Consider the following 21770-nt stretch of genomic DNA (forward strand, 5'->3'; position numbering starts at 1 on the left):
AGAGTGACATGACATCTGACATGCGAACCAGGTTGGCGATCCAGGCCGGACGCGACGGCGAACGCGGCTTCACGCTCGTCGAGATGCTGGTCGTCATCACCATCATCGGCCTGATCATGGGACTGATCGGCCCGCGCGTGCTTAACTATCTCAGCGAGTCCAAGACCAAGGCGGCACGGATTCAGTTGCAGAGCTTCTCGGCCGCGCTCGACCTGTTCTATCTCGATGCCGGCCGCTATCCCTCGACATCCGAGGGGCTGGCGGCGCTGGCGCAGCGGCCGGCCGGACTGAGCGCCTGGAACGGTCCCTATCTCAAGGGCGGCGCCGTGCCCAAGGACCCCTGGAATACGGCCTATGTCTACCGCGCGCCGGGCGACCACGGGCCCTATGACATCATGTCCTACGGCGCCGATGGCCAGGAGGGCGGCACCGGCACCGCGGCCGATATCGTGCTGGGCACGCAGACGAGCGCGCGCAGTGAGTGAGGTGGGACAGCGCGGCTTCACGCTGCTCGAGATGGTCTGCGTGCTCGCGATCATCGCGCTGCTGGCGTCGGTCGCGCTGCCTTATCTGCCGCGGCAGACCTCGCGGCCGCGGCTGCAGGCCTATGCGCTGCAGGCCGTGACGCTGTTGAAGTCGGATCGTGCCGCGTCGCTTCGCAACGGGACGCGGATCGACACGCAGATCGACACGTCGCGGCGGTTGATCCGTGCCGGCGGCAGCGCGACCGCCCTGCGGCTGCCAGATGACGTCGGCTTCCAGGCGACGCTGCCGCGCAGCTGCCAGCATCGGCCGGTGCCGTCGACGATCAGCTTTTTTCCGGACGGCCTGTCCTGCGGCGGAGCGATCACGCTGTCGCGCGCCGATCTCAGCCTGGAGATCAGGGTCAACTGGCTGACGGGGAGGATCGACATTGTCTCGCGCGCACACGCCGCTGGCTGAACATGCCGGCGCCACCGAGGCCGGCTTCACGCTGATCGAGGTGCTCGTCGCGCTCGCTGTCGTCACCGTGTCGATCGTCGCCATCGGCGCCGTGGTGTCGCGCAATGCGGCAGGCGTTCGCAAGCTCGAGCAGCATGTCACGCTCGTGACCGATGCGCGGCTGGCGCTCGCGACGGCGCTGGCCGATCGCAGCCGCCTGCAGCCCGGCAGCAGCGCGCAGCGCTCCGGCTCCGGATCGGTGGCGCTGCAGATCGCGCCGCTCGGCGGCGACTGGGGCCAGCCCGCGGGACAGCAGGGCTGGGTGCCGGAAGCCGTCAGCTTGCGCGTGACAACTGGCTCCGGCGCCGTCGCCGAACTGCAGACGGTGCGGCTCGTTCGGGCACAACGCTGATGAGCGCCAGATCCGATCGTTCAGGCACAGCCGGTTTCGCGCTGATCGAGGCGCTCGGCGCGCTCGCGATTGCGGGAATCGTGCTGTCCGCGCTGCTGGCCGTGACATCGCAATGGCTGCCGGCCTGGCAGCGTGGGCTCGATCGCGTGCAACGCGCCGAGATGGTCGCCGCCGCGCTGCGCCGCGCGGGAGAGGATCTTGCGGCGGCGGAGTTCGTCTCGGTCAGCCGCGAGCAGAAGGGGCCGCTGTTCATCGGCGAGGAGTTTTCGGCGACATTCGTCCGCACGGACATCGGCCCCAACTCCGGGCACGGGCTCGCGGTCATCAGGATCGGCGAGGAGGATACAGGCAGCGAACGCGCCGTGCTGCGGTCGCGCGCGGCATTCGATGTTCTTCCCGCGGGCCAGGTGGCGAGCGATCATTTTCGCTTTGGCGAGTCCGTCGTGCTGCTGTCTCGACCGTTTCGGATGTCCTTCGCCTATGCCGACCGGTCGATGGCCTGGAGGCCGGAATGGCACGACGCCGCCAGGCTGCCGTTTGCGGTCCGGATGACGATCCGCGACGAGAGCCGCGGTGGGCGGCCTATCCTGGTCAGCGCGGTCCGTATTCAGGTCGATACGCCTGGCGGCGCGGCGATCGCTGCCGACAGCGGCGGCGGTCCCAAACCGCCGCCGGGCGCGCCCGAGCCGCCAACGCCTGAGCCGCCACCCGCCAGCAATGATGGGCTGATCGACTGATGCGCGCGACGCAGATCAACAGACGGGACATAGATCAGCGCGGCGCTGAGGACGGCTTCATCCTCATCGCCGCGCTGTGGATGCTCGCTGCGCTCTCAGTGCTCGTGGTCGTCGTCTCGCAGCAACTGGGAGCTTCGGCGCGATTGCTGCGGCTCGAAGACAAGACGGTCGAGGCGGATGCGCTGATCTCGGCGGCGATCGAATTGTCGGCGTATCGGCTGATGCTGCCCAAGGAAGAGGAGCGGCCGCAGCAGGGGGGCTTCCGTTTGGCGCTCGCAGGCAACGACATCGTCGTGTCGTTCGTCAACGAGTCTGCTCGCGTCGATCTCAACACCGCGCCGAGGGAGATGCTCGCAAATCTCTTCGTCACGACGGGCGTCGAACGAGACGCCGCCAAGGAGATGGCCGAGCGGGTGGTGGCATGGCGGTCCAAGCCGTCCGATGCCGCGAAGGCCAGGGACGAGGAGGCGCGCTATGCCGCGGCGGGCCTCAAGCGCATGCCACGCCTGGCGCCATTCCCCCATGTCGGCGAACTTGCGCTGGTTCTCGGGATGCCGGCCGCGCTCATCGCGCGCGTGCTGCCGCTGGTGACGGTGTTCAATGGCTCTCCAGGAATCGATCCGGCGATTGCACCGCCGGAGGTGGTGGCGGCCCTGCCGGGCATGACGCCGCTGATCCTGAAGGATTTCCTCAGCACGCGGGACGCCGATGCCCTGGCCAAGACGCTGGGGCCGGCTGCGAAGGATGCCGCGCGCGGCAAGAGCAAGGCCTATCGATTGAAGATCGTCGTCGATCCGGCGGGCGGGCTGCGATACGCGGCGACGGCCGTGATCATCCCTGGCGAGGGCGAGGAGCCATATCGGCTGCTGGCGCGCCAGGACGAAGGACCGCAACCGAGGGGCGCGCGCCAAGCGCGACGGATGCCATGAAGCTGACCGAGACGATCGAGCGCGGCCTGACCGCATGGACCGCGACGGTCGCGATCGCGGCCGAGACGATCGCCGATCGGCAACTGACCCGCGGCCGCGTCGTGATCCGCTATGCGCGGCCGGACCATATCACGCTGACGGTGATGCCGTCAGGCAAGGGGAAGGCGGCCCTGCCGGGAATCACGATGAGCTTCGCCCCGGGCGCACCGCGCCATGCGCTCTCGCCGGAATGGCTTCGAGCGCTGCGCGGCTGTGTGCTGGAGGTGCATGTCGCCGCCGACAACATGCTGGTCCGGCCACTCGACTTCCCCAAGCAGGCCGAGCCATTTCTCGACGGCATGATCCGGACGCAGATCGGCCGGCTGACGCCGTGGACGCTCGATCAGGTCCTGTTCGGCTTCAGCGCGCCGCGCCCTGCGTCCAACGACCGGATTGCCCTGACGCTGCTGGCGACGCCGCGTGCGCTGATGCAGCCGCTATTGGCCTTTGCCGAGGAGGTCGGCGCGGCGAGGATCGTGGTCGTCGCCGAGGCCGACGGACCGGAAGGCGAGGCGATCCCGATCTACAAGGCCTCGCTGCGCTCTTCGCTACCGGGCGGACGCGATCTCGGGAGCGTGCTGAAGCTTGGATGGGTCTCGGTCGCCGCCATGACGGCCGTGGTATTGATCGCTGCCACGCTGACCGGCCGATATCTCGACAGTGAGCTGGAGGATGCGCAGGCGCAGGTCGCGCGGCTCCGCGCCGCGCTGCGGCCGGGCATTGGCGCAACCGCGGCCGACGGGCTTCTCGCCAAGCGCAAGCAGACCAGCCCCGCGAGCGTGATCGCGCTGGAGACGCTGTCGAAGATTCTGCCCGACGGCACCTATGTCATCGAGTTGCATATCGAGAACGATCGGCTGCAGATATCCGGCGTGACCCAGGACGCACCGGCGCTGATCCGGCTGATCGAGCAGTCGCCGCAATTCAGCCGTGCCACGTTCTACGCGCCGACGACGCGGACGGCGGGCGAGGCGGGCGAGCGCTTTCACATCGAGGCGCGCCTCAACGCCTATTTTGGAGACCGCGCATGAACTGGTCGACCTGGCCGCGCCGCATCTTCGTCAACTCGCCGGCTGCGGCTGCGGCGATCTACGTGGTCAGCGTCGTCACGCTGATCTGGCTCGGCACGTCGGCCGTCGCCGATCTCCTCGCGAAACAGGATGAGCTTGGCGACGCCAAGGCGCAAATGGTCCAGTTCACCCGACGCAGGCGGCCTGCCGATGCGGTCGCCGTGAACGTCTCGACCGGCCTGGGCTCGGTGTTCGTCGAGGGGCGAACGGTGACCATTGCCGGGGCCGCGCTGGTGCAGCGGCTGACGGAAGCGATCGCCAAGGCGGGCGGCAACGTGCTGTCGACCCAGGTCGATCTGCCGGCCGCCCGGACCAACGCCAACGTGATCAGCGTGGTGGCGAGCTGCGAGCTGGAGCAGCCGGGCTTGCAGCAACTGCTCTATGACATCGAGGCCGGGCTGCCGTTTCTGTTCGTCGATCAGTTGCATGTCCAGCAGCCGCTGGCGGCGGCCGCCAGCGAAGGCGCGCGGCTGCGGGTGCAGCTCACCGTGTCCGGTCAATGGAGGGGGCAATCGTGATGCGTTGGCTCCTCTGCCTGCTTGCCATTGCGGTGGCGCTCAGTCCCGCCCTGGGGGAGGACGTCGAAGGCCTCGAGCCGGCTGCGCTGCCGCAAGCCCCTGCGAGTTCTCCCGATCCGTCGGCGGTCGGCGCGATTGCACCGGGCGCGCAGCTTCCGGCAAGACCCGCAGGGAGCAGCGTCAACCCGCTCTGGGACGTGCCGATCGCGACGCTGTCGGCCACGCGCGACCGGCCGATCTTCTCCGCCTCGCGGCGGCCGCCCGAACTGCCGGCCGTCGCTCCGGTCGTGGAGATGCGTGCGCCGCCGCCTCCGCCGAGCGAGCCGGAACGGCCGAATCTGCAGCTCGTCGGCACAGTGGTCGGCGGCGAGGACAGCTTCGCCATCTTCATCGATCCATCGTCGCAGGCCGCGTTGCGGTTGCGCATGGGGACCGCGCATGAGGGCTGGACGTTGCAATCGCTGCAGGCGCGCCAGGCGGTGCTGCAGAAGGATGGCGAAACCGTCACGCTGGCGATGCCGCAACCGAGCGAGACCGCGAGCAGCGATAGCGACAGTGACGTCGACGCCCCGCCGCCGCCAACCGGGCGGGAGCGGATGGCGCGGCGGTCGCGCTGAGGGCGTCAGAGCGTCATATCGAGGCCGCTGGCGCGCAGCACGAGCACCGCGAGCAGACCCCCGACCAGAAACGGACCGAACGGCAGCGCCGTCTGTCCGCTCAACGGCCGCCCGGTCGAATAGAGGACGAGAACCATCGCCAGCGCCGAGAGCGTTCCGATCAGCAGCAGGATTGGCAGGCCCGCCAGCCCTGTCCAGAACGTCGCGGCCATCAGAAATTTGACGTCGCCAAGCCCCAGGCCCTGCCGGCCGCGGGCAATGAAATAGAGGCGGCGCAGCAGCAGCAGCACCGCGCCGACAGCAAGCGCGGCGGCCGCAGTCCAGAGCGCGTCCTGCAGATCAGCCCATGCCGCTTGCACGAAGCCGCTTGCGGCCACCAGCGCGTTCATCCAATCCGGCAGGATGCCGCTGCGCAGATCCGTCCAGATCAGGCCGGCGCAGGTCGGCAGCAGCACGAGCAGGCAGATGAGGGGGATGAGGTTGGTCACGAAGCAGGATGGTGGGTCGGTCGCGGGACCCCGAGCATAGACAGGCTCATGTGGCGAAGGATAGTCCGGCCATCATCAGCCCGACCGCGGCGACCCAGCCGCCGACCGCGCGGAGCGTAATTCCGCGCCAGCTCGACGCGGGCTCGGTGTCGGGGCGCCGGAACGACAGCGCGACCGCCGTCACCAGCGTGATGACGACATAGCCGGCGCATGCGAGACCCGCCGCGTAGAGCAGACGATCGGTCTGCGCGACGAGCTCGTCGGCGTTTGCAGCGCCACGCATCACCCCGAGGGCGAAGGCAATGGCGCACAGCAACGCGACCGGAATGCGGAGACTGGCCGCGAGCAGCAATCCGGGCAGGAGAATGGTCGCGGCGTCCACGACCGGCGGCAGCGCAGCGATGCTCGTAGTTGTGGCCAACGCCAAGCCGGCACAGAGACCGAGCGGAAACACCACGATCAGCCAGCGTCCGCTGGCTGCGCCGAGCGAGCCAGCGAGCAGGCCGAGCGTCATCCAGACCAGCACGTCCTGCAAGGTCAGCAGCGGATGCAGCGCACCGGCATAGAAATCGCCAAGCCGGGCGGAGACGATGTGCGCGTCTGCGACCTGGCTTTGCGTCAGCAGCAGCGCTGCGAGGACAACCGTTCTCAGCCGCCCGCTCATGCCGCTGTTCCAAGGCTCGCGACCAGGAAGTAGCCACCAAGCGCGGCGATGGCCGCGCCGACGCCCTGGATCACCCGTTCTCCCGCCGGCCAGCGGGCCAGCGCGCCTATGGTGATGCCGCACGCATGCAGCAGGCCTGTCGCGACTACGAAGCCGCAGCCATAGGCGAGCGGATTGGCGGCGGAGGGCAGCTCGACGCCGTGCGCATGGCCGTGGAAGATCGCGAACACCGCAACGATGGCCGCCGCCGCGACGAATGGCACCCGGATGCGCATGGCGACCGCGAGACCGAGGATCAATCCCGACAGCGCAATCACCAATTCCGGCACGGGCAGCCCGATCTTGAGGATTCCGAGCACCGCGCCGAAAGCCATCACCATCGGAAACACGATCGGCAACACCCAGACCGCAACGCCGCCGAGCTGCGCGCCCCAGATGCCGACCGCGACCATCGCAACGAGATGATCGAGCCCGGTCAGGGGATGCAGCAGTCCGCTTGCCAGGCCGCCGCCGACCCCGGTCTGCTCATGGGCAAGACCCGGGCTTGCCGTCAGCGCCAAGAGCAGCGCGGCCGTCAACGCGGACTGCAGGACTTTGCGCGCGATCATGATCATCCCGTTCGTCCTCATGCGGCCGCCAGCACCCGCACCAGCCGGCCGAGAAACCAGAACATTGACACCGAGCCGATGGCATAGGCCGGCAGTTCGATGCCCCACCGCGGCATCCCTGCGCCGAGACGGCGATGCGCCCAGATCAACGCCAGAACCAGCAGCACGAACAGGATCTGGCCGATCTCGACGCCGACATTGAAGAACAGCAGCGCCGCCGGCAGGATGCGTCGTTCGAGACCGAGCCCGGCCAGCGCACTGGCGAAGCCGATGCCATGCACGAGACCGAAGCTGAAGGCGACGGCCCAAGGATACTTCGCCGTCAGCCCGATCTCGCCGCGCTGCTGCTTGACGATCTCGACGCCGACGAAGACGATGCTGAGCGCGATGCAGGCGTTGAGCGGACCTTCGGGAACGCCGATCAGCCCGAACGCCGTGGCGGCAAGCGAAAAGCTGTGGCCGATGGTGAACGCCGTGATCGTCTTGAACAGGCGCCAGCCACCCTGCACGATCCAGATCAGCCCGAGCACGAACAGCAGATGATCGGCGCCGAGCAGGATATGGTCGATGCCGAGATTGACATAGGTCTTCGCGAGCTCGAGCCAGGTCTCGAGCGTCGGAGCGTCCGTGCCGAGCACGGTCACGACCGGATTGGCCGCCGAGATCGTGTAGCTGCGCGTTTCGCCCGCCAAGGACGTCACGCGGATGATGGCCGCCGACATGTCCTCGCCGAGATTGGCGATCGTCATCTGCCCGACGAGGCCCTTGTCGCCGCAGTTCAGTTCCGGCAGGCGGAGGAAGCAGTGCGACGGCATCTTGAGCTCGATGCGATTGTCGCCGTCTTTCGGCAGCGTCGTCCACCGTCCGATGAAGACGCCCGCGCGCATCTCGCGAAATTCGAGCACGGCAATGGTCGCCTGATGCGCCGCGGCCGGCCGCGCGAGCAGCAGTGCGGCGAGCGCAAGCGTGATGGCAAGCAGAGCCCGGGCCGCGGTCACGGCTCGTACCTGATCGTGTAGTTGGCCTTGAGCCGGCTCACCGCCTCCCAGGCCCGCTTGCGCGTCTCTTCGGTGTGCCAGATCTTGGCCGCCTTGGCCCGGATGTCCTCGAATTTGGCCTCCGCGCCTGGCGACCGCGCGTCCAGGCGAACCACGTGCCAGCCGTCCTTCGACTGCAGCAAGGTCCATTCCTGCAGCGGCGTCTTCAGCAGGCCCTCGCTGAAGCCGTCGCCGAAGCCTGAGGCGAGACTCGGCACCGGACGATCGAGAATGGCGCGCGTCTGGTCGCGCAGCTCCTCGGTCTCGCGCTGCTCGCGAATGTCGTCCAGATGGCGCCGCGCCGTTGCTTCGTCGCTGGGCGGCGTCATGAAGAAGCTGACGCGCTCGGGCTCGTCGAAGCGGGCGTGATTCTCGGCGAACCAGGCCCGCAACTGCTCGTCGTTCGGCTGCGGCACGCGGACCTGGTCGAAGATCAGATATTGCAGCTTGAACGCGACGCGGTCGCGGATCATCTCGTCGCCCCGGTCGACGCCGAGGATCTTGCCTTCACGATAGAGAATTTCGCTGGCGACCCAGGCCTCGACCATCTTCTGCAGCTCGGCCTCGCTCGGAGTTCGCTGCTTGTCTTCGTCGAACGTGTCGATGAAGGATTGGCGGAGCGCCTTGCTCACCGTGATGACCTTCTCGTCCTTCGCGGGTGGATGGAGGAGAGCGTCGGCCGCGAAGATCAGGCCGCCGAGAACGAGGAAATGCAGCAGCGGCTCCCGGGCGAGACCGCGCATGGCTCCGAGGACTCCTGCTCGTGCCTGCGATGCGCCGCCGCCATCCTGCGGGCTGGAGCGTGCGGAGGTGCCATCAAGAGTTTGCGCCGCATTCGACAAGGCAGGGGCTGACATACGTTCTTTTACAACTCGGATCGCGCTCGTTGCGCGGCGCGTATATGCAACGGCGCAGTCGCCCTTGTCACCGGACAAACCGCGCTGTCACAAAAATTTCGCAACGCTCGGCGCGGCGAATGTTCGTGGGAGACATCGGTCCAGAAATAAATCCTTCAACAAACTGTCTCCGAGTTTTGCTTTGGTCGCGGCGCGAAGGACAACGGCGCATGGGACGCGTTGTCATCATGGTTTAGAGTTCGATCGAATTCTCAGGGGCGACGATAATGGTTCCATCCACCAAGAAAATCCTGCTGACGGCGGCCTCGGTCTCGCTCGCCTTGTCGCAGAGCGCCGACGCAGGCGAGCGTTGGGGCGAAACGAGCAAGAACAATCCGTATGTCGCGGGCGACATGCACAACCATAATACCTGCACGGACGGTTCGGTCGCGGCCGGCTATTCGATCGATCGTTCGGTCGGCAAGGGCGCCGCGGCCGCCGGCGGCAACAATTTCGATCTCGACTGGTTCACGCTCGGCAACCACGGCGGTTCGGGCAACCGCGATTGCCGCTTCAGCGATGCGAGCGCCAACATTCCCGGCGACAACACGACGACCTATTGGAGCCAGACGCTCGGCAAGACCATCGACGGCATCACCATCACCAGCCTGAAGGGCACGCCCAACGGCACCGACACCAACGCCAAGATGTGGCGCTGGCAGTCGATCAAGGAGATCGAGTATCCGACGATCGTCAGCCGCACCGCGACCTACAACAAGGTGTTGGTCGAAGGTCTGGAGTGGATCCTGCCGGGCCACGAGCATGGTGACGTCGCTGTCATCGCGGGCCAGAACCCGCGCGGCTACGGCAATGCCGACAAGATGGCGGAGTTCGAGTATCGTTTCGACCGCGCCGACACCGATGCGATCGGTCCGGTCGACAGCGGCAACAACCCGATCTGGGCCGGCAAGGACAACGTCAACAATTCCGGCACTGCGGGTCACCAGAAGGCCGTCGCCGGCATCACCTGGCTGCAGGCCAACCATCCGCTGCAATCCTACGCCATCCCGACCCACACCGAGCGCCAGGGCCCGTTCAACCCGAATGGCACGGCGGGCTACAACATCGAGCATTTCCGTGACTTCAACAATGCCGGCCCGACGGTTGCCTTCGGCATCGAGGCGCCGGGCCACATGGCCGAGGGTGGGCTGAACGGCGGCTCGGGCTCCTACGGCTCGGGCGCGGTCGGCGGCGGCACCTATGGCATGCACGGCGTCTACACCGCCAAGGTCGGCGGCCTGTGGGACGGCCTGCTCGGCGAGGGCCGCAACATTTTCGTGTTCCAGAGCTCGGACTGGCACAGCCGCGGCATCTACGGCGCGCGCGACGCCAGCACTACGGCGGACTTCATCCCCGGCGAGTACACCCGGCTCTACGTGCCGAACGAGCGGCGCTTCAACCAGCAGTCGATCATCGACGGCATGCGCTCGGGCAATTCCTATTCGGTGAACGCCCAGATCATCGACTCCGACATGGTGTTCCGCGCCAAGGGCGAGTGGGATTTCGACTGGAAGACGATGGGCGAGACGCTCGTCGTGCGTCCGGGCGAGAAGGTCACGCTCGAGATGGAGATGACCGTTCCGGCCTCGAACAACAGCCCGTACAGCTTCAACAATCCGCTTCTTCTGCCGGTTGGCATCAAGCAGCCGTTGAACAAGCCCTATCTCGACCACGTCGATCTGATCACCGGTGACATCACCGGTCCGATCGCGCCGGGGGCGCCGGGCTATGCGGTCGCCAACGCCAAGGGCGTCGACGGCGCGGCCATCGTCTACAATCCGTCGGCCAAGATCGCGAAGCAGATCCAGGCGACCAAGATGCGGAGCCACAAGCTGCGCGACGGTTCGCTCCGCCTCAGCTTCACGACCACCTTCATCGCCGGCAAGACGCCGTTCTACATCCGCGCCCGCGGCACCAACATTCCGCCGGCGACGCCGAACGTGTCGGACAGCGCCGGCAATCCGCTGCTCGACCTCAACAATGTCAGCGTCAGCTGCACCGACGCGGCGTGCCCGTCGCATCTCGGAACGGTGAACGGCGTCAAGAAGGTCACCAATGACGTGCAGGCCTGGTCGAACGTCTGGTTCTACGCGAACCCGATCTTCGTTCGCACCTACAGCACGCCGGAACTGCTGGTCGAAAAGAACCATGAGCTGGCGCGCAAGCTGGCTCACAGCCATCACCACTGGCACGATTGGGACCATTGGGGTCACTGGGGCCATTGGGGTCGCTGGGCCTTTAACCGCGACTGATGGCTGCAGATCGATCCGGCGAGACGTCTTCGGCTCGCCGGAATCGATCAAAGCGGACATGACAACCGGAAGCGCCGGTTCTTTGCAAGCCGGCGCTTTCTCTTTGCGATCGAACCTTCCGACGTGCCATGGACCCGATCTCCCGTTTCGTTGCTCCGCTGCTGATCGTCCTGACCCTTGGGACCTCCGGCGCGTTCGCGCACGAGGAGGAGCCGACACAGGAGACGTGTGATGCCGTCGTCGCGCAGGCGCGCGCCGCGGCGGCCGTGCTGCCGGCCGACGACGTCTCGCGCTATTTCGCCGAGCGCGACATTCAGCAGGCGCTGGTCGAAGCCGGCAATGGCGAGTTCGACGACTGCGTCGAGAAGGCCGAGCGCGCCATGCTGGAGGTGCGGGAGCGGCCGCACAGTCTCAAGCCGGGCGAGCGGCTTCACATCCTCCGGGCCGACGAAGTGCCGCCGCGCTGAACGGCAACGACGCAAGTTCGCGACGTTCCGTCATCCGTCTGTCATGCTCATCGGCAAAGTGTCGCCCTCGTTGATGTGCGTGCGAGGCTGCCAGACATGGACCAGATCGAAGCTCTGTTTCCGATACCGTTGATGCGCTCGCCCGGGCTCCTCAACGCCGAACTCAAGGACGCTGCGGTCGCAGCCATCCGGAGTTCGAAGATCGAGAGCAATCTGCGCTCGGGGCAGCTCTTCCATACCGAGGTCGCCGATCCCCGGGCCAACAATCTGTTTCAGACCATCGCCGCCCTGGCGGGGCCGAAGCTCGTCGATTTCGGTGAGCTGCTGTTCGGCGAGAAGCTGAACTGGACGGTTAAGGAGATGTGGACGAACATGCTGGAGACCGGCGGCAACCAGACCCTGCATGCCCACGCCAACAGCTTCATCTCCGGCATCTTCTACCTGACGCCGTCGCATCCCGGCAGCCGCACCGTGTTCGTGCGTCCGCCCGGCGGCAGCGACTTCTCGTTCCGCCATCACACGCGCAGCGCTTCTGTCGGCCCCTTCAATGCCGGCAAGTATGTGCTTCCCGAGGCCGAGCCCGGCGACCTCGTCCTGTTTCCGAGCTATCTCTATCATGAGGTTCCGCGCAATCAGGGCGACCAGCGCATCACGATCGCCTTCAACGCGATCCCCGATCATCTCGATTGCTGGGGCTATCGCGTCAGCTTTTCGTCTTGAGGCGTCACCGCCCGAATTCTCGCGCCAGCAGCTCGCGCGCCTCGTGCCGCGACGGAGCCGCCGCATCGATGGCCTGAAGCAGGCGTTCGGCCGCGGCCCGGTCCGATCCGAGCAGCGATCTTGCCATGCTGATGAGCGGTGCATAGGCCGGCTCGAATTCGGCACTGGCGCGGGCCGATTCCAGCAGCCCGGGCGTCGCGGCCGCGATCAGCGCCGATCCTCGCGGATCACCGGTCAGTGCCGCGCCAGCCTGGATGAAGCGGTTGCGCGCGCGCCAATAGGCATCGAGCCGGTCATTCCACATCGCGTGTTGCACGGGCGCCAGCAATTCGGCCGCGTCGGTGTTCGCTTCCGTCAGGACCGTGAGCAGCAATTGCCAGGGCGGTGTCGAGAGCGCATGGACGTTGCTGCGCGCGTCGAAGGTCACGAACGGGAAATCATCGGTGTTGCGCGGGCCCGTCCCTGCGAAGCGCGTGAGCGACGCCGCGCCGGCGACATATTGGCCGAGAAGATCGATCGGTCGCTCGAAGCCGAGGGGTTGGAGAATCGGACGCAAGCCGGCATTCGAGATCCGTGCTGCAATCAGTTCAGGGTCGATCACCCCGCTCGTCCGTTTGCCGATCAAGGCCAGCATCGGCGTGCGGACGCTGTAGTGGTTCAGCCACGCCGAGCCGTCGGGGAACACGGCCAGGAAGCTTCTGATGATGGCGCGCAACGACGGGGCATCGAGCTGATAGAGCGGCAGCCACTGGCAGAACACGCCGCCGGCCGCCAGCCGCTGCTCGACGGCCTCGAAATGTTCGACGGTGTAGAGTGCGCCGCTGCCATCCAGCGCCGGATGAAACAGGTCGGCCACGACGACGTCGTAAAGGTCCTGATCCGCGACGACGAAGCGCCGCGCATCTGCGATCGAGATCGGTGGCTTGTCCCGCTTCGAGGCGGGGGGATCGAACCAGGGCAGCAGCGCGACCACCTCGGCGGAGAGTTCGACGGCCCGCACGTCGAGGTCCGGCATCTGCGCCCCGCCGAGCACGGTGGCACCAGTGCCGACACCCAGAAAGAGGGCGCTGCGCGGCGAAGGATGCAGCAGCAGCGGCAGCATGGCCTGGCGGACATCCGATCGCGCCGAGCTGGTGCCGCCCATGCGGAAGTGGCCGTTCACCTCGAGATAGCGCGCGCCCGAGGCATCGTCGACGACGCTCGCGGTCGCCATCGGTCCCTCGCGCATGGCGAGGAGCTTGCCCCCCGGCGGGACCTTGACGAGCAGGGGAGCGGGGCCCCACAGCAGCACCAGTCCCAGCAGCGCCGGCACGGCCGCCCATCGCAGCAGCGCTCGCTGCGGCGGCAGGAGCAGCAGATACCCCGTAGCCACCAGCACGATTGCTTTCCAGCTGCCCAAGGCGGGAATGAGCAGCTGGGCCGCGAGAAGCGGCGCGATGGCTGCGCCGATGCTGTTGATGCCGACGGCCCAGCCGACCGATCCGCTGACGTCTCGCACGTCCTGTATCAGCCTGCCGAACAGGGCGCCCATCGCCATCGCCGGCAACAGGAATAATAGCAGTGCGATTGCGAGCTCGCCGGCCACGCCGAAGCTCGCCGCACGGTCGGCGAACCCTGTCAGCAACGGAATCACGAGTGCGGTCCCCATGCCGACCAGCGCCGCGATGCTCAGCAGCGCGGCCCTGCCGAACGCGATGGTCTGACGGGCGCGTTGGTAGATCATCGCGCCCAGAGCCGTTCCCAGCAGATAGGCCGCCAGCAGACAGGCGAAGCTGTAGACGGTGTCCTGCATCATTTGCGCGGCAAGTCGCACGACCAGCACCTCGAAGGCGATGCCGAGCAGGCCGGTGACGAACAAGGTCGCCATCAGGCGGACGTCTGCGACAGCAGACCTGCCGGCGCGCGCGGGCGCATGGGCCGGCGACGGCGTGCTCAGGCCGAGGGCTGCCAGCGCGCAAGCCGCGTTGACCGCGGACAGACACAGCAGCGTGGTCGACAAGCCAAGGGCCGGGATCAGGACGAAGGTCGAGAGCAGCGTGCCGGCGACGGCACCGGCGGTGTTGGCGCCATAGACGCCGGCGCTGACGGACGACCGGCCCTGCGCGGCCGATAGCATGCGTTCGAGCGCCGTCAGCGTGCCGCCCATCGCCACCGTCGCAGGCAGCAGCACCAAGGTCGGCAGCAGGAAGCTCGCGCTCCACAGCAGGATCGGCGAAGGCGCGGTGCCCAACACGGGCGCCAGCGCGCGTGCGCTCGCAGGAAGCAGCCAGATCGCACACAGGCCCCACACGCCGATGATCGTCTCGAGCACGGCATAGAGCCGGTGCGGATTGGCTGCGCGACGGATGTAGCCGTCGAGGGCGAATGCGCCGAGCGCCAGCCCTGCGAAGAAGCCTGCGATGGCGCCGAGCACGGCCATCATCTCCGTGCCCAAAGCGAGGGCGAGCTGGCGCGTCCAGACGATCTCGTAACCCAGACCGGCGAGGCCGGAGCTCGCGACCAGGAGCTTCAGCGCCCAGATCCGGGCCGTGCTTCGATCAGAGACGGTGCCTGCGGGACAGACGTCTCGTCGCGCTGTGAACGAGCCGTCATCGCGCGGATCGGCTTGGCGTGCGTCAATCAAGGGGTCATACCTGCGCTTGGCTGGACTGGGCAGCAGCGCCACGCGGGCGCAGCGTCCAGCGCTCGATCAAGCGGAGGGCACCTCGGCTGCCGATGCCGTCTCCTTCTGTTTGCGTTTGATGACGGTGGTTTGACACACAGCCGGGCCGGCCGGCCGTTTTGAAAGGATTTCGGCGGCGTTCTAGCTCTGCTGCGCAGCCGCCTTTTCCAATCGCTTCGCCAACACGCGCCAGTAGGTGCCGGGCAGCACACGCTGCAACAGATCCATGAACCGTGCATCGCCGCCGATCAGGATGCGCGGCTCGTTGCGTTCGATGCCCTGGATGATCCGCTGCGCGGCCTCGCGCGGGCTGGTCTTGGCGAGACGTTCGAACCGCTCGATCGCCTGCACGCGGCGCGCGTTGTCGGTCATGCCATGTCCGGCGCGGGCGTTGCGCGCGATCGCCGTCGCAATGCCGCCGGGATGCACCACCGACAGCCGCACCGGACTGTTGGCGGCCGCGAGTTCGTGGCGCAGGCTCTCGGAGAATCCGCGCACCGCGAATTTCGCGGCGGCATAGGCCGACTGGCCGGGCGGCGCGATGATGCCGAAGATCGAGGACAGGTTGACGACATGTGCCTCAGGCCGTCGCGACAGATGTGGCAGGAAGGCGCGGGTGCCGTGCACGACACCCCAGAAGTTGATGTTGAACAGCCACTCCATTTCGGACTGATCGATCTCGGAGAAAGTGCCGAACAAGGCCACGCCCGCATTGTTGATGACGATGTTGAGCGCGGGATGAGCCCGCGTCGCCTCGTCGGCGAACCGCGCGATGGCGGCGGGGTCGCTGACGTCGACCTTGTGCGACGTCACCTTGCGCCTCGTCGATGCAAGCTCATCGGCAAGGCTTGCAAGCCCGGGCTCGTCCCGGTCGGCAAGCGCGAGATCGCAGCCCCGCGCTGCCAGCTCCAGCGCGAGCGCGCGGCCGATGCCGCTCGCCGCTCCGGTGATCGCCGCCGCCGCTCCATTGATGCCAGTCATTGCCGCATTCTCCCCCAAGCGCTTCGCTGCGGTTCCAAATTGCCGCAGTCACATTGCGTCACTTTTTCGCATTGGAACCGAACCATCCGCCGGGTTTGCTTTTAACCTACGCCGGGTTTTGGAAAGGCAGATTTTTGGAGGTTTTTGCATGGGACAGTCGCAGCCCTTTCGCGCGACGGCGCTGATCGTGGAGGACGATCCGACCCAGCGCGAGATGATCGCACTGCTGCTTGAAGAGAGCGAGTACGACGTGATCGCGTGCGAGAGCGCCGAGGCGGCCGAGCTGGTGTTGAACAAGCCCGGCAACCGCGTCGTGCTGCTGATGACCGACGTCAATCTCGCGGGCCGCATGAGCGGCGTCGAGCTCGCGCATATCGCGCGGGCGCGCCATCCCCACATCAACATTGTCGTGACCTCGGGGCGGCCGCTGTCGCAGCCGCTGCCGGGCGGGATCAAGTTCTGGAGCAAGCCCTGGGCGCCGCTGGACGTGTTGAGGGAAGCCGAGGTGACGCTCAAGCATGCGCCCGAACTCCAGAGGCGGTTGGGCGAGTGAGGAGCAGTCCCGATCGCCTGATCCTCTGGCTGCCTGGGTCCTGACCTAAGTCCCGGCGGGCCGGCGATGTCTAGAAGACCATTGAGGGGAACGTGGCAGGGACCGGGTGGGAGGCTGCGCTCCCACCCGGGAGGCAGTACAACTACTTCTTCTTGGCGGCCTTCTTGGTCTTCTTCGCCGCTTTCTTGGTGGCCTTCGCGGCCTTCTTCGCCTTTTTCGCCATGGAATCCTCGTCAGGAGTTGATGGATTGCAACGCGACTTCGAGGCCTCGCAGGCGAACGCCAGCCATGCATCGGCCTCGGGAATTGATCCCAGCAGATTCGCGAAGTTCTGCCTCACGCTGTCACCTGGGGCGTTGTTCTTATCCACAGCTCGATGCAATCGTTCGCGCGCGCGGTCCGTCGTGCCGGCGCGGCACAAGGTTAGCAGCGGGTAAAAGGTGTCTTCATTGTTTCAAAACCAAGGCACAACCTTGGTTGTGCGCTTGAGGAACCGTTAAGCGCGATGCGCGCATGTTGCCGCCGAACACAGGGTAGCTCATGAGCGCAACGTTGCTTGATATCGGGGAGAGGACCTGCGGCGTCCTGCGGCGGGAATGCTGAGCGTTCCGACGCTGTGGACCGCTTTCGTGGTCAACTTCCTGGCGCTGGGTCTGATCTGGGCCTACGTCATGCGCAGCTATCCCAACCTGGAATCGGCGCGCTACTGGACGGCCTCGTCCTTCATGTGCGCGCCGGCCGCGCTGTTTGCGCTCGGACGGTTCTATTTCGGATCGTTCACGGCGCTGCTCGCCGGAGGCTTGCTGATGACCTTCGCCATCTGCCTTGCGGCGATGGGCGTGGAGCGCTTCTACGGCAAGAAGCCATCCTGGCGGCTGAGTTTCGCGGTGGTCGGTCTGAGCTGCGCGGCGATCATCTTCTTCCTCCATGTCTATGACAGTAGCCCGCTCCGGATCCTGAGCTATTCGATCGGGCAGACCATCCCGATGGTCATCATCGCGCGCCTGGTGCTCGATGCGAGGAACGGGCCGATCAATCCCGGCGCGAGGCTGGCTGGACTATTATCGCTGCTCATCACCGCGGTTTTCATCGGCCGGTCGATCGCGGGCTTCATCGGCGCGGATTTCAACTTCGGTCATTCGAGCAACGGCCAGGCGGCCGCGGTGCTGCTGTTGATCTTCCTGTCGATGTCGCTCAACTTCGGCCTCCTGCTGATGGCGGTGGACCGGTTGCGCAACGAGGTCGCTGACCTGGCGCTGCTCGACGACCTCACCGGTGTCGCCAACCGTCGCCACCTGATGCAGCGGCTTGCCGAGGAGTGCGCGCGCGCCGAGCGGTCGAGAAAGCCGTTCGCGCTGTTGGTGATCGACCTCGACGGCTTCAAGCTCATCAACGACACCCATGGCCATGCGGCGGGCGATGCCTGCCTGCAGCATTTCACCCTGATGGCCCAGACCCGGCTGCGGCCCGGCGACCTCTTGGCCCGCACCGGCGGCGACGAATTCTGCATCGTGCTGCCGGCGTCGTCCTCGCGCGAGGGCGCGATGATCGCCCGGCGCATCCTGCAGGTCTGCCGCGACGACGCCGAGGCCTGCGCCGGCGACGACGTGCCGATCGAGGTCTCGATCGGCGTCGCCGAATGGAGCGACGACGTCGGCGCGTTTCCAGACCGGTTGATGGCGCGGGCGGACCACGCGCTGTATGCGGCCAAGAAGGACGGCAAGAACCGCTATGCCGTGTTCGACGGCCGTCCCGATACGCCGGCGCTGGCGCCGGACCAGATCGAGGCCATCCTCATTCCTCGCCAGGATGCCACCGCCGAGTAGCGGTGTTATCCTTCGGCCATGCCGCCGCTTTCGTTCCTCCTCCACGCAGCGCTGACGCTGCTTCTTCTGTCTCCCGCCGCGGCGGCGGAGGATTTCGCCGCGCTCGCCCGCGCCTCGGGCACGCCCGAGATCCCCGGCCTGAAAATCGTCTGGCTGGCGCCGTGGGGCGCGCCGGACCAAGCGCATCCCTGGACCAACATCATCGTCCACCAGACCGAGGGACCGGCCGGATCGGCGAGGGCCGGCGCCTTGGCGCAGGCCAAGAACCCGAAGAGACGCGGCGTCACCCTGTGGGTGGAAACCGACGGCACGGTGTATTGGGCGGTACCGGAAACCCTGGTGACGCTGCATGGCGACGGCGCCAATCGCAACGACAACCGCTATATCGACAACGGCCCGACCTACCGCAAGGTCGTGCGCGACAATTCCATCGGCGTGGAGTTCGCCGGCAACTATCCCGACGTCACCGCTCCTGCGACCGAAGCCCAGATCGCCGCGTGGCGCATCCTCTCGAAGCTGCTCCGGCTGCGTTACCAGATCTCGCGGGAGCGGATCTATGCGCACAACTGGATCGACTACAAGGACGCCCGCTATTGCGAGGGCTGTGCGCTCGCCGAGCTCGCGCGCGCCATGACGGACTGATCATAACAAGAAGCCGGCGTCTCCGCCGGCTCCGATCGCTTCCAAAACCACCTTCAAGCAAGCCGCGCCGCTAGTGCGCGGCCTCCAGCGCCGCCGCCTCCTGCTTGGCGATGGCGCCCTTGACGGCGGACTGCACCTTCTCGAACGCGCGCACCTCGATCTGGCGGACGCGCTCGCGCGACACGCCGAACTCGGCGGCGAGGTCCTCGAGCGTCATCGGCTCGTCGGCCAGGCGCCGCGCCTCGAAGATGCGGCGTTCGCGCGCGTTGAGCACGCCGATCGCGCCGTTCAGCGCCTGCCGGCGGTGGTCGTATTCCTCGTGCTCGGCCATGATGGCTTCCTGGTTGGGCGAGTTGTCGACCAGCCAGTCCTGCCATTCGCCCGCTTCGCCGTCGTCGCGGATCGGCGCATTCAGCGAGGCGTCACCGCCGAGGCGGCGGTTCATGTCGACCACGTCCTGATCGGTCACGCCGAGGCGCTTCGCGATCAGCTTGACCTGATCCGGATGCAGATCGCCTTCATCCAGCGCCGAGATCTTGCTCTTGGCCTTGCGCAGGTTGAAGAACAGCTTCTTCTGGTTCGCCGTGGTGCCCATCTTCACGAGCGACCACGAACGCAGGATGTACTCTTGTATCGACGCCTTGATCCACCACATGGCGTAGGTGGCGAGGCGAAAGCCCTTCTCGGGCTCGAACCTCTTCACCGCCTGCATCAGGCCGACATTGCCTTCCGACACGACTTCGGATATCGGCAGGCCGTAGCCGCGATAGCCCATGGCGATCTTGGCCACGAGTCGGAGATGGCTGGTGACGAGTTTCTGTGCTGCGTCGCTGTCGTCATGCTCGCGCCAACGCTTGGCGAGCATGTACTCCTCCTGCGGTTCCAGCATCGGGAACTTGCGGATCTCGGAGAGATAGCGAGCAAGTCCGGATTCTCCATTGAGAACCGGCAGTGTAGCTGTACGGGCCATTGAGCGCCCTCCAGTTGGGTTCAGGCCCCCGATAGCGGCGGGCCAGGCAAAGCGGTCACTTGGTTAAAGCCAACCGGTTTGCGACGTTCCATGCGTCGACCATTCGACGCAGGCGCAACATACACCATTTTCGCTTCCCGGTGGAAGGATTCCGGGGGTCACGACCCCGTGTGGGTGCATTAAGAATTTGACATGATTGCCTTTTTCTGAACGGCCTGCGTCATAGCGCCGCTTTCAGCGCCTCCTCCAGGAGTGAAAGATCCTCCGGCAGCTCCGATTCCCAGCGCATTATTTCTCCGGTGCGGGGGTGCTCGATTACCAGTAAATAGGCATGAAGCGCCTGCCGCCCCAACGACTCCAGCGCCGTCCGCGCGCCCGGCGCCAACTGGTTCGCCTTGGTCTTGAAATGCGGGCCATAGACGGAGTCGCCCATCAGCGGGTGGCCGAGATGGGCGAGATGCACGCGAATCTGGTGCGTGCGTCCAGTCTCGAGATGGCAGGCGATCAGCGACGCCACCGCCTTGCCGTCGCGGCCGGTAAAACTCTCCTGCACCTCGTAATGGGTGATGGCCTCGCGCCCTTTCGGCCGCACCGCCATCTTGTCGCGCGCATGCGGGTGGCGGTCGATCGGCGCATTGATGGTGCCATGCGGCCGGTGCGGCAGGCCCCAGGCGAAGGCGAGATAGCCGCGCTCCATCGCGCCGGTGCGGCCGTGATCGGCGAACTGCGCGCTCAGCGACGTGTGGGCATGATCGTTCTTGGCGATCACCATCAGCCCGGTGGTGTCCTTGTCCAGCCGGTGCACGATGCCCGGCCGCTTGACCCCGCCAATCCCTGAGAGGCTGGCGCCGCAATGCGCGATCAGCGCGTTCACCAGGGTACCGCTCTCGTGCCCGGCGGCGGGATGCACCACGAGGCCGGCGGGCTTGTCGATGACGATGATGTCGTCGTCCTCGTAGACGATCGTCAGCGGGATCGCCTCGGCAGCGGGCTCGGCCGGGACGGCCTCGGGCACGTCGATTGTGATCGTGTCGCCGGCCGTGACGTGATAAGCGGGGTCCCGCACCGCCTCGGCGCGGAGCGACACCTGTCCGGCCAGGATCAGCGCCTTCAGCCGGGACCGCGACAGCTCCGGCAGTTTGGCTGCCAGCACGCGATCGAGCCGCGGCGAGCCTTCGTCGCCGGCGACGATGACCGTCATCAGACCGTGGGATTGTGAAGTCGAGATGTCCATGAACTCTACCGTTGCGCCCGAGCCGTCCTCGCCCGAGCAGGCCCAGCTGATGGCGCGGCTGCGGCGCATGATGATGATCGCGGGCGTGACCACCTCGGTCGCGATCGCAGTGCTCTTAGTCGCCATCGGCTATCGCCTTTTCCGCGGCGAGGGAAGCTCCGCGTCCGGCCCCGACCTCACCGCCATGCTGCCCAAGGGCGCCCGCATCGTTGCCACCGGCACCGCCGGCGACCGCCTGGCCGTGACCGTGGACATCGCCGGCGCCACCGAAATCCGCACCTTCGACGCCAAAACCCTCAAACCCACCGGCCGCCTCCGCTTTGCGGTGGAGCCGTAAGGGTAGGGCGGTTTCGGCCGGCGATTTCGGCCCAACTCTTCCGCCTTGGCCATCTCTCTCCTGGCTTTGGCCCATCTCCCTCGCCTCGGGCAGTCAGCGCCTCCCCCGCTTGCGCAGGGCTATCGCACGTGACTGAGGAGTTCGAAAAAGAAGTCATCGCTCCAACCGGCGCGCTTGAGCTTGAGACGCA

The 21770-nt window shown here is 66.6% G+C and carries 25 protein-coding genes; 15 read left to right on the plus strand and 10 right to left on the minus strand.

What is annotated here, in order from left to right:
* Nucleotides 1–8 precede the first annotated feature (8 nt).
* Genes gspG through ACQR1Y_RS32270 form a run of 8 tightly spaced genes read left to right on the plus strand, consistent with a single transcriptional unit; the run spans nt 9 to nt 5243 of the window.
* Nucleotides 9–485: a type II secretion system major pseudopilin GspG gene (gene gspG / locus ACQR1Y_RS32235; protein WP_434879579.1), complete on the plus strand. Its 477-nt coding sequence runs from the start codon at nt 9–11 to the stop codon at nt 483–485.
* The gene (locus ACQR1Y_RS32240) at nt 478–942 is read left to right on the plus strand and encodes a pilus assembly FimT family protein (protein WP_434879578.1); all 465 of its coding nucleotides are present in this window, start codon (nt 478–480) and stop codon (nt 940–942) included. Before gspG ends, ACQR1Y_RS32240 begins: the two co-directional genes overlap by 8 nt.
* Nucleotides 914–1333, plus strand: coding sequence for a prepilin-type N-terminal cleavage/methylation domain-containing protein (locus ACQR1Y_RS32245; protein WP_434879577.1), 420 nt, complete (start codon nt 914–916; stop codon nt 1331–1333). The genes ACQR1Y_RS32240 and ACQR1Y_RS32245 overlap by 29 nt, the downstream gene beginning before the upstream one ends.
* A complete protein-coding gene (locus ACQR1Y_RS32250) occupies nt 1333–2070 on the plus strand; it encodes a type II secretion system protein (protein WP_434879576.1) in 738 nt (245 codons plus the stop codon). Before ACQR1Y_RS32245 ends, ACQR1Y_RS32250 begins: the two co-directional genes overlap by 1 nt.
* Complete coding sequence (locus tag ACQR1Y_RS32255; protein ID WP_434879575.1) at nt 2070–2999, plus strand: general secretion pathway protein GspK; 930 nt, start codon at nt 2070–2072, stop codon at nt 2997–2999. Before ACQR1Y_RS32250 ends, ACQR1Y_RS32255 begins: the two co-directional genes overlap by 1 nt.
* Nucleotides 2996–4069 carry a PilN domain-containing protein gene (locus tag ACQR1Y_RS32260; RefSeq protein ID WP_434879574.1) on the plus strand — a complete coding sequence of 358 codons (1074 nt, stop codon included), beginning with the start codon at nt 2996–2998 and terminating at the stop codon, nt 4067–4069. The genes ACQR1Y_RS32255 and ACQR1Y_RS32260 overlap by 4 nt, the downstream gene beginning before the upstream one ends.
* Complete coding sequence (gene gspM / locus ACQR1Y_RS32265; RefSeq protein WP_434879573.1) at nt 4066–4626, plus strand: type II secretion system protein GspM; 561 nt, start codon at nt 4066–4068, stop codon at nt 4624–4626. The genes ACQR1Y_RS32260 and gspM overlap by 4 nt, the downstream gene beginning before the upstream one ends.
* Nucleotides 4626–5243, plus strand: a complete 618-nt coding sequence (locus tag ACQR1Y_RS32270; RefSeq protein WP_434879629.1) for a hypothetical protein — start codon at nt 4626–4628, stop codon at nt 5241–5243. The genes gspM and ACQR1Y_RS32270 overlap by 1 nt, the downstream gene beginning before the upstream one ends.
* 5 nt (nt 5244–5248) lie before the next feature.
* Here the strand turns inward: ACQR1Y_RS32270 and ACQR1Y_RS32275 are convergent, their stop codons facing one another.
* Genes ACQR1Y_RS32275 through ACQR1Y_RS32295 form a run of 5 tightly spaced genes read right to left on the minus strand, consistent with a single transcriptional unit; the run spans nt 5249 to nt 8897 of the window.
* Entirely contained in the window at nt 5249–5731 is a 483-nt protein-coding gene (locus tag ACQR1Y_RS32275; RefSeq protein WP_434879572.1) for a prepilin peptidase, read from the minus strand.
* 46 nt (nt 5732–5777) lie between these two features.
* Nucleotides 5778–6395 (minus strand): HupE/UreJ family protein, encoded by a 618-nt coding sequence (locus ACQR1Y_RS32280; RefSeq protein WP_434879571.1) that lies wholly within the window; start codon nt 6393–6395, stop codon nt 5778–5780.
* Nucleotides 6392–7003 (minus strand): HupE/UreJ family protein, encoded by a 612-nt coding sequence (locus ACQR1Y_RS32285; protein WP_434879628.1) that lies wholly within the window; start codon nt 7001–7003, stop codon nt 6392–6394. Before ACQR1Y_RS32285 ends, ACQR1Y_RS32280 begins: the two co-directional genes overlap by 4 nt.
* Nucleotides 7004–7020: 17 nt before the next feature.
* Entirely contained in the window at nt 7021–8001 is a 981-nt protein-coding gene (locus ACQR1Y_RS32290; protein ID WP_434879570.1) for a HupE/UreJ family protein, read from the minus strand.
* On the minus strand, nt 7998–8897 hold the full coding sequence (locus ACQR1Y_RS32295) for a peptidyl-prolyl cis-trans isomerase (protein ID WP_434879569.1): 900 nt from the start codon (nt 8895–8897) through the stop codon (nt 7998–8000). Before ACQR1Y_RS32295 ends, ACQR1Y_RS32290 begins: the two co-directional genes overlap by 4 nt.
* Nucleotides 8898–9163: 266 nt before the next feature.
* Between ACQR1Y_RS32295 and ACQR1Y_RS32300 the strand changes: the two genes are divergently transcribed.
* From ACQR1Y_RS32300 to ACQR1Y_RS32310, 3 genes are all read left to right on the plus strand, one after another.
* A complete protein-coding gene (locus tag ACQR1Y_RS32300; RefSeq protein WP_434859923.1) occupies nt 9164–11188 on the plus strand; it encodes a hypothetical protein in 2025 nt (674 codons plus the stop codon).
* 128 nt (nt 11189–11316) lie between these two features.
* The gene (locus tag ACQR1Y_RS32305) at nt 11317–11655 is read left to right on the plus strand and encodes a hypothetical protein (protein WP_434879568.1); all 339 of its coding nucleotides are present in this window, start codon (nt 11317–11319) and stop codon (nt 11653–11655) included.
* 96 nt (nt 11656–11751) lie between these two features.
* Nucleotides 11752–12375, plus strand: a complete 624-nt coding sequence (locus tag ACQR1Y_RS32310) for a 2OG-Fe(II) oxygenase family protein (protein ID WP_434879567.1) — start codon at nt 11752–11754, stop codon at nt 12373–12375.
* 4 nt (nt 12376–12379) lie between these two features.
* On the opposite strand, the gene ACQR1Y_RS32315 is transcribed toward ACQR1Y_RS32310, so the two are convergent.
* Together ACQR1Y_RS32315 and ACQR1Y_RS32320 are read right to left on the minus strand one after the other, a co-directional pair.
* Nucleotides 12380–14896, minus strand: coding sequence for a spermidine synthase (locus tag ACQR1Y_RS32315; RefSeq protein ID WP_434879627.1), 2517 nt, complete (start codon nt 14894–14896; stop codon nt 12380–12382).
* A 282-nt stretch (nt 14897–15178) separates the two neighbouring features.
* Complete coding sequence (locus ACQR1Y_RS32320; RefSeq protein ID WP_434859926.1) at nt 15179–16018, minus strand: SDR family NAD(P)-dependent oxidoreductase; 840 nt, start codon at nt 16016–16018, stop codon at nt 15179–15181.
* Between the two features lie 148 nt (nt 16019–16166).
* Here ACQR1Y_RS32320 and ACQR1Y_RS32325 point away from each other — a divergent pair, with 148 nt between their 5' ends.
* Nucleotides 16167–16571: a response regulator gene (locus ACQR1Y_RS32325; protein WP_434859927.1), complete on the plus strand. Its 405-nt coding sequence runs from the start codon at nt 16167–16169 to the stop codon at nt 16569–16571.
* 142 nt (nt 16572–16713) lie between these two features.
* On the opposite strand, the gene ACQR1Y_RS32330 is transcribed toward ACQR1Y_RS32325, so the two are convergent.
* Nucleotides 16714–16911 carry a hypothetical protein gene (locus ACQR1Y_RS32330; RefSeq protein WP_434859928.1) on the minus strand — a complete coding sequence of 66 codons (198 nt, stop codon included), beginning with the start codon at nt 16909–16911 and terminating at the stop codon, nt 16714–16716.
* A 256-nt stretch (nt 16912–17167) separates the two neighbouring features.
* Here ACQR1Y_RS32330 and ACQR1Y_RS32335 point away from each other — a divergent pair, with 256 nt between their 5' ends.
* Nucleotides 17168–18397 carry a GGDEF domain-containing protein gene (locus ACQR1Y_RS32335; RefSeq protein WP_434859929.1) on the plus strand — a complete coding sequence of 410 codons (1230 nt, stop codon included), beginning with the start codon at nt 17168–17170 and terminating at the stop codon, nt 18395–18397.
* Between the two features lie 18 nt (nt 18398–18415).
* Nucleotides 18416–19039, plus strand: a complete 624-nt coding sequence (locus tag ACQR1Y_RS32340) for a peptidoglycan recognition protein family protein (RefSeq protein WP_434879566.1) — start codon at nt 18416–18418, stop codon at nt 19037–19039.
* 70 nt (nt 19040–19109) lie between these two features.
* Here ACQR1Y_RS32340 and rpoH read toward each other — a convergent pair whose 3' ends face one another.
* Nucleotides 19110–20009: an RNA polymerase sigma factor RpoH gene (rpoH, locus tag ACQR1Y_RS32345; protein WP_434859931.1), complete on the minus strand. Its 900-nt coding sequence runs from the start codon at nt 20007–20009 to the stop codon at nt 19110–19112.
* 220 nt (nt 20010–20229) lie between these two features.
* Nucleotides 20230–21210, minus strand: coding sequence for an RluA family pseudouridine synthase (locus ACQR1Y_RS32350; protein ID WP_434879626.1), 981 nt, complete (start codon nt 21208–21210; stop codon nt 20230–20232).
* A 31-nt stretch (nt 21211–21241) separates the two neighbouring features.
* On the opposite strand from ACQR1Y_RS32350, the gene ACQR1Y_RS32355 reads away from it, so the two are divergent.
* Entirely contained in the window at nt 21242–21580 is a 339-nt protein-coding gene (locus ACQR1Y_RS32355) for a hypothetical protein (protein ID WP_434859932.1), read from the plus strand.
* Nucleotides 21581–21770: the final 190 nt, after the last annotated feature.

The organism is Bradyrhizobium sp. HKCCYLRH3099 (genome assembly GCF_051167855.1).
GTDB lineage: Bacteria > Pseudomonadota > Alphaproteobacteria > Rhizobiales > Xanthobacteraceae > Bradyrhizobium.

What these genes read in the sequence shown, in the direction of transcription:
- gspG (WP_434879579.1), top strand. Translation starts at nt 9, where the DNA reads ATGACATCTGACATGCGAACCAGGTTGGCGATCCAGGCCGGACGCGAC.
- ACQR1Y_RS32250 (WP_434879576.1), top strand. Translation starts at nt 1,333, where the DNA reads ATGAGCGCCAGATCCGATCGTTCAGGCACAGCCGGTTTCGCGCTGATC.
- ACQR1Y_RS32255 (WP_434879575.1), top strand. Translation starts at nt 2,070, where the DNA reads ATGCGCGCGACGCAGATCAACAGACGGGACATAGATCAGCGCGGCGCT.
- ACQR1Y_RS32260 (WP_434879574.1), top strand. Translation starts at nt 2,996, where the DNA reads ATGAAGCTGACCGAGACGATCGAGCGCGGCCTGACCGCATGGACCGCG.
- gspM (WP_434879573.1), top strand. Translation starts at nt 4,066, where the DNA reads ATGAACTGGTCGACCTGGCCGCGCCGCATCTTCGTCAACTCGCCGGCT.
- ACQR1Y_RS32270 (WP_434879629.1), top strand. Translation starts at nt 4,626, where the DNA reads ATGCGTTGGCTCCTCTGCCTGCTTGCCATTGCGGTGGCGCTCAGTCCC.
- ACQR1Y_RS32280 (WP_434879571.1), bottom strand. Translation starts at nt 6,395, where the DNA reads ATGAGCGGGCGGCTGAGAACGGTTGTCCTCGCAGCGCTGCTGCTGACG.
- ACQR1Y_RS32285 (WP_434879628.1), bottom strand. Translation starts at nt 7,003, where the DNA reads ATGATCGCGCGCAAAGTCCTGCAGTCCGCGTTGACGGCCGCGCTGCTC.
- ACQR1Y_RS32295 (WP_434879569.1), bottom strand. Translation starts at nt 8,897, where the DNA reads ATGTCAGCCCCTGCCTTGTCGAATGCGGCGCAAACTCTTGATGGCACC.
- ACQR1Y_RS32300 (WP_434859923.1), top strand. Translation starts at nt 9,164, where the DNA reads ATGGTTCCATCCACCAAGAAAATCCTGCTGACGGCGGCCTCGGTCTCG.
- ACQR1Y_RS32305 (WP_434879568.1), top strand. Translation starts at nt 11,317, where the DNA reads ATGGACCCGATCTCCCGTTTCGTTGCTCCGCTGCTGATCGTCCTGACC.
- ACQR1Y_RS32310 (WP_434879567.1), top strand. Translation starts at nt 11,752, where the DNA reads ATGGACCAGATCGAAGCTCTGTTTCCGATACCGTTGATGCGCTCGCCC.
- ACQR1Y_RS32320 (WP_434859926.1), bottom strand. Translation starts at nt 16,018, where the DNA reads ATGACTGGCATCAATGGAGCGGCGGCGGCGATCACCGGAGCGGCGAGC.
- ACQR1Y_RS32325 (WP_434859927.1), top strand. Translation starts at nt 16,167, where the DNA reads ATGGGACAGTCGCAGCCCTTTCGCGCGACGGCGCTGATCGTGGAGGAC.
- ACQR1Y_RS32335 (WP_434859929.1), top strand. Translation starts at nt 17,168, where the DNA reads ATGCTGAGCGTTCCGACGCTGTGGACCGCTTTCGTGGTCAACTTCCTG.
- ACQR1Y_RS32340 (WP_434879566.1), top strand. Translation starts at nt 18,416, where the DNA reads ATGCCGCCGCTTTCGTTCCTCCTCCACGCAGCGCTGACGCTGCTTCTT.
- rpoH (WP_434859931.1), bottom strand. Translation starts at nt 20,009, where the DNA reads ATGGCCCGTACAGCTACACTGCCGGTTCTCAATGGAGAATCCGGACTT.
- ACQR1Y_RS32350 (WP_434879626.1), bottom strand. Translation starts at nt 21,210, where the DNA reads ATGACGGTCATCGTCGCCGGCGACGAAGGCTCGCCGCGGCTCGATCGC.
- ACQR1Y_RS32355 (WP_434859932.1), top strand. Translation starts at nt 21,242, where the DNA reads ATGAACTCTACCGTTGCGCCCGAGCCGTCCTCGCCCGAGCAGGCCCAG.